Here is an 11,030-nt window from a genome sequence, read left to right on the forward strand (position 1 = left end):
CCCCAGGGCCGCCGCCAAAACCCCCCGGGCGGCGGGCCGCCCGGGGGGCCCCCCCCCCCCCGCGGGCCCCCCCCCCCCCCGGGGGGGGGGGGCCCGCGGGGGGGGGGGGGGGCCCCCCCCCCCCGGGGGGGGCCCCCCCCCCGGCCGGGGGCTTGCGTGGGACGCCAGGATCAGTGCGTGTCCTTGGTGAGGAAGTCGAGCAGGATCTGTCGGCTGGTCTGGGAGGTGAGGCTGCCGTAGGCGTCGTCGAAGGCGTGCTCGGCGAAGGGGAGTTCCCTGACCTCGGTGTCGACGCCCTTCTTCCTGAGCGCGTCGCCGAAGTCGGTGACGGTTTCGGGGCGGGCGCTGCGGTCGCGGTCGCCGACCACGAGCAGGGTGCGGGGCAGGCCGGGGCGGATGTCGTTGGTCGGGGACACCTCGCGGTAGCGGTCCGGGTACTGCTGCGGCGTGCCGCCGGTGAACATCTCCGCCGCTTCACGGGTTCCGGCCACGTCGTCCTTCCACATCTCTGTGACGTCGGTTCCGGGGTAGAAGCCGACCACGGCGGCCGGGGGCTTCGGGGTGGTGCCGTCGGTGGCCTTGATGGTGCCGTTGTGGAGGCGGTAGGCGGTGTTCATGGCCAGGGTGCCGCCTGCCGACATGCCGCCGAGCGAGATCCGCGAGGTGTCGATGCCGTACTCGTCGGCGTTCTTCTGCACCCAGTTCAGGGCGGAGACAAGGTCCTGGGGGGCCTTGTTCCAGGTGGGGCGGTCGGGGCCGGCCAGGCGGTAGTCGACGGCGAAGACGGCGACGCCGTGATCGGCGAGCCAGCGGCCGGTGCCGCGCAGATCGCTCTTGTCGAAGGTATGGAATCCGCCCGCATGGGCGAGCACGACGGCGGGCACCTGCTTGCCCGGGGTCTTCTCGGGCAGGTACGCGTCCACCTTCAGGGGCTTGCCCTCGGGGCTCGCGTACGTCCCGGTCGCGTCGGGCTTCGCCGCCGGATAGCCGAGTTCGGTGAATGCCTGGCCCAGGGAGATGTCGACGCCGGCGTTCTGCGCGGCCCGGAACTGGATTCCGCCGATGGCCAGGGCACCCAAGGCGCACAGCGTTGTGATGACGGTGACCGTGCGGCCCCAGCGCACCGGACCGGCCCGCCAGGCCAGCCCGGCGAGGACGGCTGCCGCGAGGGCGATCAGGGCTATGTGGAAGGGGTACTGCCCACCCAGTACCGGCCCGATCACTCCTGCTTTGGGGATGGCCGGAAAGTACGCGCCGAGGACGACGGCGACGACCAGGAAGGCGAGGAACGAGGCCAGGACGGCGGAGACACCCCGCAGGGTCCTGGCCAGTCGGCCGGTCGACGCGGCGGGGCTTCTGCGGGTGCTCATCGGTGTGCTCCTGCGGGTGTGCGTGGGGGCGGAGCTCTACCGCCCGCGGGAATTTGTCGCGAGCCGCAATGCCCTCACGGGCCGCGCAGGGCGGCCAGGAACGACTCACACAAGAAAGGTAGAAACCAGGGACCCGCTTCGGCCTCACGCTGCGGAGCCGTTCCTCGGCATGGCTCTCAGGTAGGGGGCCCGCAGAAGACGTCAGGGCCCGGGGCGCTCCACCGCGGTGTGGTCACAGGTTGGTGCGGCCGGGAGTGACCAGGCCGGTCTCGTAGGCGAAGACGGCCGCCTGGGTGCGGTCCCGCAGCTGGAGCTTGTGCAGGATGCTGCCCATGTGAGTCTTGACGGTCTGCTCGGCGACGACGAGCTCACCGGCGATCTCCGCGTTGGACAGTCCTTGGGCGACCAGGGCGAGTACCTCGGTCTCACGGTTGGTGAGCGCGTCGATCCGCACTTGGGTGGGCGGCTTCGCCGAGCTGCTCAGCCGGGAGAACTCCGTGATGAGCCGCTTGGTGATCTCGGGGGACAGCAGAGCGTCTCCGGAGGCCACGGTGCGTACGGCTTCGGCCAACTGGGCTCCGGAGGCGTCCTTGAGGAGGAATCCGCTGGCGCCGGCCCGCAGGGCTTCATACACGTACTCGTCGAGATCGAAGGTGGTCAGGACCAGGATCCTGGTGGGCAGGTCGGGCTGCCGAGTGATCCGGCGGGTGGCTTCGATGCCGTTCATTCCGGGCATCCGGATGTCCATGACGATCACGTCGGGGCGCAGTTCTTCGGCCTTGGCGACTGCCTCCAGGCCGTCCACGGCGGTCGTGATCACTTCGATGTCGGGCTGGGCGTTGAGAAGTACCGAGAAGGCTTCGCGGACCATCGCCTGGTCGTCGGCGATCATCACTCGCATCGTCATACGGTCTGTTCCTTGTCTGTCCGAGCAATCGGGGTGACGGGCAGCAGCGCGGTGACCTCGTAGCCGCCGTCGGGTGTTGCGCCTGCGGAGAGCTGGCCGCCGAGCATCGCGGCACGTTCACGCATGCCCAGGACGCCGTGTCCGGCTCCTGGCGAGGGGCGGGCGGCCTGTTGTCCGGGGCTGTTGAGAATCCGCAGGTGAAGAGCGGCGTGGGTATAGGTGAGCTCGATGCGGGCCGTGGCGCCGGGGGCGTGGCGCAGTGTGTTGCTGAGTGCCTCCTGCACGATCCGGTAGGCCGACAGTTCCACTCCCTCGGGCAGCGGGCGACGGGTCCCTGAGATGACCGCCGTCACGTCGAGCCCGGCCGCACGCACGCCGGTGAGCAGGTCGTCGAGCCGTTCCAGAGTGGGCTGCGGAGTCTTGGGAGTGTTGCCCTCGGGATGGTCCTCGGAGCGCAGCACCCCCAGGAGGCGGCGCAACTCGGTCAGTCCCTCCAGGGCGCCTGCGCGGATGTCGGCCAGCGCCGTGACCAGTTCCTCGGGCGGGTCCGCGACCCGGTAGGGGGCCGCATCGGCCTGGATGGAGATGACGGACATGTGGTGGGCGACCACATCATGCAACTCCCGTGCGATGCGGGCGCGTTCCTCCAGAACGGTGCGGTGCGCCCGTTCCTGGGCGAGGGCCGACTCCTGCTCCACGAGCCGGGCGCGGACCTCTCTCGTCCGGTGCACTCCGATCGCGGCGGCCATGGCGAGAGCGAACATCGCCAGCACGATCACCGTGAAGCGCCAGGGCCCGATTCCGCCATCCGTCGCCTGCAGCCCGAGCAGCAGCGCGGTGCTCAGCAGCACGGTCTCGACCATCACCCGCGGCCGGTTGCGCAACGCCACCAGGAACAACAGCCCGGCGTGCACGGCCCATGCCCACCCCCCGTACGGCCCGAAGGGCGCATGGAGCGAGAACACCGGCAACATCACCAGCGACAGCCACCAGGCCGGCACCGGCCAGCGCAGCCCCAGCACGAGCAGGGCCGAATGGACCATTCCGACGGGCCTCATCGGGATGTCCTCGGTGGCAGAGTTCGCCGCGAACACCGCCACCGCCGTGACCGCAAGGTACGGCAGCCATCTCAGAGGCCTCGGCCCGCCCATGGGCGGCATCGGCTGCGGAGCCAGTGTGAACAGATCCTTCCGTACGGCATGCAGCGCTCCGCGTACTGCCCTCTTCTCCGCCCTGTCCATGCGATCAGTATCGTCCAGTTCGTTCATGGGCCGACTCCCTGCCGAAGCTGCTGGCGACGGATGGTCCCGTTCTCCGCGGGCGTCCGGACCTGTGCCGTGTTGCCCCACTGGGCCCACTGGGGCGACGAATCCGTAGTGCTGCCCGGACTGCCGTACACGGCGACGCCGGCGACGTCGAGTCCGCTCGCCGCCCGGCCGACCACCACGGACCCGTAGGAATGGCACAGCAGCGCCCACGCGTTGCTGTCGACCCGCTTCGGGGAGGAAACGAAACCAAGCAGCCCGCGAGCTCCGTCCTCGGCGCGGACGGTCGTCAGCACGTTCATCCGGCTACGAAACTATGGAGCGAACCGGGTGGTCGGCCTCACGCTGCGGAGCCGTCTTTCCGTCTGGCTCTCAGGTATGAGGCGTTGCGCAGCGAAGGTTGCCATGGGCAGGGCGTGGGCGTGCCGACGGGGCGTATACGCGGTCGAGGGCGGCGGCGAGCCGAGGTGCCCGTGTTCGGACGCGAGGAGCGCCCGACCTCGCTGGAGACGCGTTCACGGAGTACGGGCGGATCGCGAAGACCGAGCACCTGCTGCGGGTGGTCGACCCGGTGGACGACACCTGCCGCTTCACCGCCTCCACCCCGGCCCGCCGGGGCCCTGCGCCCGCTGCTCGCGACCCGGACGCGTCGGAGCCGGACGAAGACGACGACGGCGGGCAGGAATGGGAATCAGGAGCAGCTCGGATCAATCCGTGACGGGCAGGCACTCGGCGAGCAGGGCGACGATGTCACACCAGGCCCGCTGTGCGTGCCGTGGGTGGTGGCCGACGCCGGGAGGCGCGGCGTGGTCGACCGGTGGGTGGTGGAAGGCGTGAAGGGCTCCTCCGTAGACCACGAGGCGCCAGTCGACGCCCGCGGCCTGCATCTCTGCGGTGAACGCCTCCCGCTGCGCGGGCGGCATGATCGGGTCTTCCGACCCGACCCCGGCCCATACCGGGCAGCGAATGCGTGCCGCCTCGCCCGGTCGGCCCGTGGTCAGTGCGTTGACTGTCCCGATCGCGCACAGGTCGACGCCATCGCGACCGAGTTCCAGTGCGACTGCGCCCCCGGTGCCGTATCCGACAGCGGCGGTCCGGTCGGGGTCGGCCCGTGGTTCGGCACGCAACACGTCGAGCGCGGCGTGACCGATTCCTCGCATCCGGTCGGGGTCGGCGAGCAGCGGCATACAACGGGCCAGCATTTCCTCCGGGTCTTCCAAATAGCGTCCGCCGTGGAGGTCGAAGGCCAGCGCCACGTACCCCAGCTCGGCCAGAGCATCGGCCCGGCGGCGCTCGACATCGCTGAGCCCCATCCCCTCGGGTCCTATCAGGACTGCGGGCCGGCGCTCGGCACCGGCCGGGAGCGCGAGGTGTCCGATCATTGTCAGGTTGTCGGCCGGGTATTCGACCGTACGGGTTGTGACTGTCGTCATGCGACTGGACGGTAATGACCGTTGCGCCCGCTCGGGGTGGTGTTCACCGATGGCAGACAGCAGTCTGTTCCGCTTCTCGTCCGAACGACGAGTCGCAGACAGTGACCGGCCAGGAAGCCACCCCCGCCCACAGCCGGGCGAAGCCTCGGCGCACTCGCCGGTAGGCGATGCGGCGGCCGTGGAGTGGTCCACCCGGTGGAGCTCGCCCGGCGCCGCGTGCGGGACACCCGACGGCGTGGTAGACGTCGTCGTCGCCGTAGTCCCGGGTGGCCAGAACGGCGGCCCGCGCCACACCCTTCGCGGAGGCCTGGGCGAAGAGGGCGTGGTTCTTCTTGGTCCGCTTCCCGAACAGCCCGCCCCGAAGAGCTCCTTGAGCCTCTCCGGACGGTTACGGCCGAAGCCCCCGGATTCCCGCCCGTCGCACTGAATCCGCCGGGTCGGGTGCGCTGAACCGGAGCCCTGTGGAGGCAGGAGCGCGACAGCGGGAAGTACGGACAACGTGCCTTCGCGCGAGCTCAGTCGGACGACGTGACCGGGGACCACATGCCGAACCACTGTTCGGCGCCATAGGCCTCATACCGCTCCACCTCGACGAACCCCAGCTTCGCCGCGAGGCGCATCGAGCGGAGGTTGGCGGTCTGGGTGGCGAGCACCACCGGTTCGCCGGGAAGCGCGCCGGTGAACCAGTCGAGTACCGCTGCGCACGCCTCAGTGGCGTACCCGTGTCCCCACGCCTGCGGCAGGAACAGGTAGCCCAGCTCCGCTTTCCCGGCAGCCTGACGAAGGTGCCCCGTGCCTTTGGCGAGCGTGATCTGGCCGACCATCGCTCCGTCGAGCTCGACCACGAAAAGGCCGGGGCGCCGGGTGGGTGTCCCGGGCATCGCGCTCTCAAGCTCGTCACGCGGCCGAGGACCACCGAGGTAGGTGCCCACTTCCGGCGAGGCCAGCAGTTCGATGACCGCGGCACGGTCCCGGGCCTCGGGCTCACGGAGCACGAGTCTCTCGGTCTTGATCGGGGCGGGCGGCCAGGCGATGGGTCCGAGCTCGGTCATGCCGGTCAGCTAATCAGCAGGCTCGGCAGCGATCAAGACGTGCAGGAGGATCGCCTTTGCACCGCACATGAACGATGCCCGGCGACGCGGCCCGGTCATCGGCGGCGACCGGGCGTGGAACAGCGACCGTCCGGCTCCGTCCCGGTTCCCGGTGCCAACGGGTCATCGCTCTTCGCGGCGTGGGGCCAGGACAAACCGTGGCTGCCCCGTCTCAGCCCGCGTTCGGCTTTCTCCGGCCGGCTCAGGGCCACGTCCACGCCGAGAGCGTTTCCTGCCGCACGGCAGAAGTCGCGCGGGCCGTACCGGTTCCCCGGCTCAGGCAGGCCCTGTGAGGTGCTGCCACACCGTCGGATCCGTGCGGGGCCCGCCGCGGGTGTCCGCGCCGTACTTGGCGATCTCGGCGTCGAGGTCGAGGGGGCGGGTGGGGGAGGTCATGGCAGACAGCTCCGCGACGACCGCCCCGTCCGGAACCAGCCAGCACACCTCGAAGTCCAGACCGTCCGGGTCACGTGCGTAGAGCGCCTTCGTGGAGGCGTGATTGCTCGCCCCGGTCAGCGCACCCGCCTCGGTGAGACGGGCCTGCACCCGGCGCAGCTCGGCCAGGGTGTCGACCTCCCAGGCCAGGTGGTACAGCCCCACCGCCCCGGCACGGTGGCCGCCGGGCGTGGTGTCCCGGGACTGGAACAGTCCCAGGTCGTGGTCGTTGGCGGAGTCCGCCGCCTGCAGGAAGGCGGCCCCGGGGAACGCCTGGGGCAGCGCCCTGAAGCCGAGGACGTCACAGTAGAAGGCCGTACTGCGCGCCACATCGGACACGAACAGCACGGCGTGGTTCAACCGGTGGATCGGCATGGTCGGGATCGGCTCCATTCGCGAAACGGTCTGCGTTCACGAAGAAGTATCCGGTGCAGGTCACAGGGCCCCGCACCGGGATGGGCAGCCGTTCCGGCGGGCAGCACACCGGCCGGCACCGACCCCGCGGGAGATACTCGGTCGATCGGGTCGCGGGGACGAGCCGGTGCGTGAGGACGGGTCAGCGGGGCGGGCCGTTGTGTCCGCCGAACCATGCCCGGGTTTCAGGCTGGTTGGGTCGGACGAGGGCGAGGATCGCGGGTACCAGCCAGACGATCCCGAGGATGGGCATCGCCTCGAAGAACACCACGGTGAAAGGCAGGGCGGTCCAGCCGTACGCGAAGGCCGAGGTCCGCAGGCCGGGGTTGCGGGTGGGGAACTTGAGAGCGGTGATGACACCCCAGGCCGCGACGGCCAGCACGAGGATTCCCGCGAGGACGACCTGCCCCGCATGCGCCTCGCCCGGCGTCCGGCCCCACGGATTCGGCTCGCCCTCGCCCCAGATCGACGTGGCGATCGCCACGCTGTTGCTCACCAGGGCGAGCCCGAGCACGGCCTGCATACCGCCGAGGACCATCATCAGGACCCGCAACTTCCGTACCGGGTCGGGCATGGGGACCCCGGAAGGAACGGGGGGACTCCCGGGCCCCCAGGGCCGCCCCTGTCCCGGGCCACCGCCGCTGCCCGGACCGGGATTGCCGCTCGCCCGGCTGCGCTCTGCGCGCCGCCCGTTGCCGGGTGCGTTCGGGTCATCAGGTTCCATCTCGGCTCCTTCCATGACAGGCGTGACGCGTCCGCGCCATACTGCGGTTGCATGGACCGGTCGTCGAGTCCGTGCCCGGCGAACGGCACGCGTGGACGGTCCGCGGCTCTCGTCGGTACCGAGGGGCAGGGGGGTGCTGTGGTCGGGGGACGCATCGGTACGTACGTGATCGTGCGCGAACTGGGCAGCGGGGGCATGGGCTCGGTCTACCTGGGCCGCTCGCGTGCCGGGCGGGCCGTCGCCATCAAGGTGATCAGGGCGGAGTACGCGGCGGACCCGGAGTTCAGGAAACGCTTCCGCAAAGAGGTCGAGGCCGCCGCCAAGGTGGGCGGCTTCCATACGGCGGCGGTCGTCGACGCCGACGCGGACGCCCCGCAGCCGTGGATGGCCAGCGCCTACATCGAAGGCCCGACACTGGCCGACGAGGTCGCCCGGCGCGGCCCGCTGGACGAGCGGAGACTCTGGGCGCTGGCCGCCGCGCTCGCGGAGGCGCTTCAGGCCATCCACGCCTGCGGCCTGGTCCACCGTGACCTCAAGCCGGGCAACATCGTCCTCGCCGAGGACGGCCCCCGAGTGCTGGACTTCGGTATCGCCCGTGCTGTGGAGGGCACCCGGCTGACCGCCGACCGGGCGGCCATCGGAACGCCCGGGTTCATCGCGCCCGAGCAGGCCCAGGGGCTCGAAGTCACCGGCGCGTGCGACATGTTCGCGCTGGGGGCGGTACTGGTCGCGGCAGCGGGCGGCAGCGCGTTCGGGGAGGGGCAGGTCTTCGGACTGCTGTACCGCGCGGTCCACGAGGAGGCGGATGTCTCCGCGATCCCCGGGGACCTGCGGCCCCTCGTCGCCGCCTGTCTGCGGAAGGAGCCCGAACTGCGGCCCACCCCCGAGCAGTTGCTGGTCGCGTGTGCCGACCGGATCGACCTGACCGTCGTGGCGCCGGGCGAACCCGCGCCGACGCCACCACGGCCCACACCCCCGGCACCTCCCCGGCCCCGCGCGGCGACTCCGCTGCAGCCACCGGGGCAGGCCGCGCTCCGGCGCCGCCCCGTCGCCCGCCCCGGGGCCGAGCAGATCGCCTCCTACCTCCGCAGCAGACGGAGCCGGCGGGCGCTGATTCTGCGGAACGCACTGGCCATGCTCGTCTTCGCCGGAATCGCGGCGATCGGTGATCTGCTCCACATCGGCGAGGGGGCGAGGGTATTGGCCGGGTTCGTCGCGTTCCTGATGCTGCTGCGGCTCTTCGGCCTGCTGAGCCAGAACGACGGACTCGTGGTGAACGACCTCGGCATCGGCGTCGGCTCCGCCATGAACCTGGCGGTGCTGCGCTGGGCCGACGCCGATGCGGTCGAGCTCGGGCAGAAGGCGGGAGAAACCGTGCTGACGGTGCGCATGGCCCGGGGCCACCGGCTGCCCGAGGCATTCCTGAAACCGCGGTGGGTACGCAGGAGCAAGGCCGGAACCATTCACATCCGGACCGCCTGGCTGACTCCGAGCCCCGGCACGGCGCCCCTTGCCGAAACGGTCCGCTCGTTCGCCACCCGCCATGAGGTGCCCGTCACCGAGAACCACGACAGCCCCTAGTCTTCCGAGTCGGGAATTCTGTTCAGGCAGCCGGCGAGGCGTTCGAGGATCTCGTCCGTGGTCCCGGTCCAGACGTAGGGTCTGGGGCCGGTGTTCCGTGCAGCGATCCAGGTCCGGATGTCCTTCTCCAGGGACCGGATCTGCGGCTTCTCGTCGACGCGGAACACCAAAGCCCTCTCAGGCGGGCCCAGGTAGAGGCCGACGACGTCGTGGGCCTTGTCGACGAAGCAGGGATCGGTCGACAACAGAGACGTCTCCGTCGCATTCCTCCAAGTCCGTCGTCGATCTTCGCATAGAGTGCGATCGAGAAGATCCCCAAGTCCGCCGTCACAAACGGAACTTGTACGTCTCCATTCGGCCCGCACACCCGATGTCCGGGCCCATCGCGCGAATGAGCTCGTCCATGCGTCGACCGAACGGAGTCCCACCGTCATGCCGGACACAACATCCGCCAACCTTGGCCGCCGCGACGTCCTGGCCCGCTTCCAGCAGGCGATGCTCGACAAGTCCGCGGACGATCTGGCCGACCTGTACGCGGTCGATGCCGTTCACGAGTTCCCCTTTCTCTCTCCCGGTATGCCCACGCGCTACGAGGGGCGCGAAGAGGTCCGTACGGGCTACCGAGCGGCCTGGGGTGCAAGTCCGGTACAGCCGCGGGAGATCCACGAAGTCGCTGTGCACGAGAGCACCGACCCCGAGGTGATCACCGTCGAGCAGGTTGTCACGGGCACCGTGGCCACGACCGGCCGGTCCTTCAGGATTCCCGGCCTCCTGGTGATCCGGGTCCGAAGCGGTCGGATCGTGCATGTCCGCGACTACATGGACGGGCTCGGCGTGGCTCACGCCATGGACCGACTGGCCGCAGTGGTCGCCGGCCTCGATGACCGCGGCTGAGGTCGACCGGCTCCGGCCGGTGCGTGCGCTCTCGCAGTGGGCCGGCGCCTGGGCGGCGGGTGCCGGCCCTTCGCCCTCGGTGTGGTTGCGGACACCCGGCGGAAGACCGCGCGACGGCACGCTGGTCGCACCGGACAAGTGGGAGATCTTCGCGGCCCGCGGCATCGAGGCAAGCTGAGGGGCGGGCATGGGACCGGTCCGGGGACGAGGAGAAGTCATGCGGTGTGTGTACTGCCGGCGTGAGGTCGTGTGCCGGCCGCCGGCGTTCGGCGGCCCGCCCTGCCTGGGGCAGATTCACGTGCACAGCAACGAGGAGACCTGCTTCCCCGAGCAGGGGGCGGCGAGTTCACGTGCCTGGCCGCCGGGCGGGTGCGGCTGCAAGGCCCCGCACCTCAAGGCCCACGCACCCGACCTGCCTCCCCCGCCTCCGCCGCCGAGGGCCGGTACGGAACAACTGGCCGACATCGGCAAGGCGTTCCTCGGCGTCGCACCGGGCGCGGCGGTGAACGTCATCGAGCTGGCGGACGGCGCAGGCGTGTGCGTCGTCCAGCCCGGCCGTGGCGGCGGCAAGGCTTACGTGGCCCCGGACCGGACGGTCCTGTTCGTCCCGTCCGCCATGGACTTCGACACGGGGCTCGCGGCCTTCCTCGGCGGCGCACGCACACCCGCGAGAGACGCGAGGGGTTAGGCCGTCCCCCCGGATCATGTAGCTGACCGGATGAAGACGGCGGCCGCGATTCCTGCGTTCGGCGATCCGGCCGACTGGTTGCGGGACCACCGTGCGGATGCCGCACTCGCGCAACAGGTCGCGGATCGCGCGCGAGGAGTATGCCTAATGGGAAGCGAAGGTTGGCGGGAGCTGACCTTCAGGGCGCGAGGCGAGCCTTTGAGTATGCCCGGACCTCAGAGTCCTGTT

General features: G+C 70.6%; 12 protein-coding genes and 1 pseudogene. 4 read left to right on the plus strand and 9 right to left on the minus strand.

The genetic code is table 11. From position 1 onward, the window contains the following. Positions 1 to 170: 170 nt before the first annotated feature. The 8 genes from ACFYY1_RS32105 to ACFYY1_RS32140 form a co-directional block, all read right to left on the minus strand. Complete coding sequence (locus ACFYY1_RS32105; RefSeq protein ID WP_388591795.1) at positions 171 to 1,370, minus strand: alpha/beta hydrolase; 1,200 nt, start codon at positions 1,368 to 1,370, stop codon at positions 171 to 173. Positions 1,371 to 1,602: 232 nt separating this feature from the next. Continuing rightward, positions 1,603 to 2,277 carry a response regulator gene (locus ACFYY1_RS32110; protein WP_388591797.1) on the minus strand — a complete coding sequence of 225 codons (675 nt, stop codon included), beginning with the start codon at positions 2,275 to 2,277 and terminating at the stop codon, positions 1,603 to 1,605. Beyond that, positions 2,274 to 3,335, minus strand: coding sequence for a sensor histidine kinase (locus ACFYY1_RS32115; RefSeq protein WP_388591799.1), 1,062 nt, complete (start codon positions 3,333 to 3,335; stop codon positions 2,274 to 2,276). The genes ACFYY1_RS32110 and ACFYY1_RS32115 overlap by 4 nt, the downstream gene beginning before the upstream one ends. A gap of 206 nt (positions 3,336 to 3,541) precedes the next feature. Then, a complete protein-coding gene (locus tag ACFYY1_RS32120) occupies positions 3,542 to 3,844 on the minus strand; it encodes an alpha/beta hydrolase (RefSeq protein ID WP_388591801.1) in 303 nt (100 codons plus the stop codon). 405 nt (positions 3,845 to 4,249) lie between these two features. Continuing rightward, positions 4,250 to 4,975 (minus strand): dienelactone hydrolase family protein, encoded by a 726-nt coding sequence (locus ACFYY1_RS32125; protein WP_388591803.1) that lies wholly within the window; start codon positions 4,973 to 4,975, stop codon positions 4,250 to 4,252. 515 nt (positions 4,976 to 5,490) lie between these two features. Continuing rightward, on the minus strand, positions 5,491 to 6,027 hold the full coding sequence (locus ACFYY1_RS32130; protein ID WP_388591805.1) for a GNAT family N-acetyltransferase: 537 nt from the start codon (positions 6,025 to 6,027) through the stop codon (positions 5,491 to 5,493). 315 nt (positions 6,028 to 6,342) lie between these two features. Further along, positions 6,343 to 6,894, minus strand: coding sequence for a VOC family protein (locus ACFYY1_RS32135; protein ID WP_388591807.1), 552 nt, complete (start codon positions 6,892 to 6,894; stop codon positions 6,343 to 6,345). 163 nt (positions 6,895 to 7,057) lie between these two features. Further along, positions 7,058 to 7,489: a hypothetical protein gene (locus ACFYY1_RS32140; RefSeq protein ID WP_388591809.1), complete on the minus strand. Its 432-nt coding sequence runs from the start codon at positions 7,487 to 7,489 to the stop codon at positions 7,058 to 7,060. Positions 7,490 to 7,777: 288 nt separating this feature from the next. Between ACFYY1_RS32140 and ACFYY1_RS32145 the strand changes: the two genes are divergently transcribed. Beyond that, complete coding sequence (locus ACFYY1_RS32145) at positions 7,778 to 9,220, plus strand: serine/threonine-protein kinase (RefSeq protein ID WP_388591811.1); 1,443 nt, start codon at positions 7,778 to 7,780, stop codon at positions 9,218 to 9,220. Between the two features lie 128 nt (positions 9,221 to 9,348). On the opposite strand, the pseudogene ACFYY1_RS32150 reads toward ACFYY1_RS32145, so the two are convergent. After that, positions 9,349 to 9,471: pseudogene (locus ACFYY1_RS32150) on the minus strand (IS630 family transposase); the annotation flags it as partial. A gap of 181 nt (positions 9,472 to 9,652) precedes the next feature. Between ACFYY1_RS32150 and ACFYY1_RS32155 the strand changes: the two are divergent. The 3 genes from ACFYY1_RS32155 to ACFYY1_RS32165 all read left to right on the plus strand — a co-directional run bounded on the left by ACFYY1_RS32155 (position 9,653) and on the right by ACFYY1_RS32165 (position 10,802). Further along, a complete protein-coding gene (locus ACFYY1_RS32155) occupies positions 9,653 to 10,114 on the plus strand; it encodes a nuclear transport factor 2 family protein (protein WP_388591813.1) in 462 nt (153 codons plus the stop codon). Then, positions 10,101 to 10,292, plus strand: a complete 192-nt coding sequence (locus ACFYY1_RS32160; protein WP_388591815.1) for a hypothetical protein — start codon at positions 10,101 to 10,103, stop codon at positions 10,290 to 10,292. The genes ACFYY1_RS32155 and ACFYY1_RS32160 overlap by 14 nt, the downstream gene beginning before the upstream one ends. A gap of 120 nt (positions 10,293 to 10,412) precedes the next feature. Next, entirely contained in the window at positions 10,413 to 10,802 is a 390-nt protein-coding gene (locus ACFYY1_RS32165) for a hypothetical protein (RefSeq protein ID WP_388591817.1), read from the plus strand. Positions 10,803 to 11,030: the final 228 nt, after the last annotated feature.

It is taken from the genome of Streptomyces sp. NPDC001890, from assembly GCF_042891445.1.
Classification (GTDB): domain Bacteria; phylum Actinomycetota; class Actinomycetes; order Streptomycetales; family Streptomycetaceae; genus Streptomyces.

Bases quoted from the DNA above. Each gene is read 5' to 3' on its own strand.
- ACFYY1_RS32105 (WP_388591795.1), bottom strand. From the start codon at position 1,370: ATGAGCACCCGCAGAAGCCCCGCCGCGTCGACCGGCCGACTGGCCAGG.
- ACFYY1_RS32110 (WP_388591797.1), bottom strand. From the start codon at position 2,277: ATGACGATGCGAGTGATGATCGCCGACGACCAGGCGATGGTCCGCGAA.
- ACFYY1_RS32115 (WP_388591799.1), bottom strand. From the start codon at position 3,335: ATGAGGCCCGTCGGAATGGTCCATTCGGCCCTGCTCGTGCTGGGGCTG.
- ACFYY1_RS32120 (WP_388591801.1), bottom strand. From the start codon at position 3,844: ATGAACGTGCTGACGACCGTCCGCGCCGAGGACGGAGCTCGCGGGCTG.
- ACFYY1_RS32125 (WP_388591803.1), bottom strand. From the start codon at position 4,975: ATGACGACAGTCACAACCCGTACGGTCGAATACCCGGCCGACAACCTG.
- ACFYY1_RS32130 (WP_388591805.1), bottom strand. From the start codon at position 6,027: ATGACCGAGCTCGGACCCATCGCCTGGCCGCCCGCCCCGATCAAGACC.
- ACFYY1_RS32135 (WP_388591807.1), bottom strand. From the start codon at position 6,894: ATGGAGCCGATCCCGACCATGCCGATCCACCGGTTGAACCACGCCGTG.
- ACFYY1_RS32140 (WP_388591809.1), bottom strand. From the start codon at position 7,489: ATGCCCGACCCGGTACGGAAGTTGCGGGTCCTGATGATGGTCCTCGGC.
- ACFYY1_RS32155 (WP_388591813.1), top strand. From the start codon at position 9,653: ATGCCGGACACAACATCCGCCAACCTTGGCCGCCGCGACGTCCTGGCC.
- ACFYY1_RS32160 (WP_388591815.1), top strand. From the start codon at position 10,101: ATGACCGCGGCTGAGGTCGACCGGCTCCGGCCGGTGCGTGCGCTCTCG.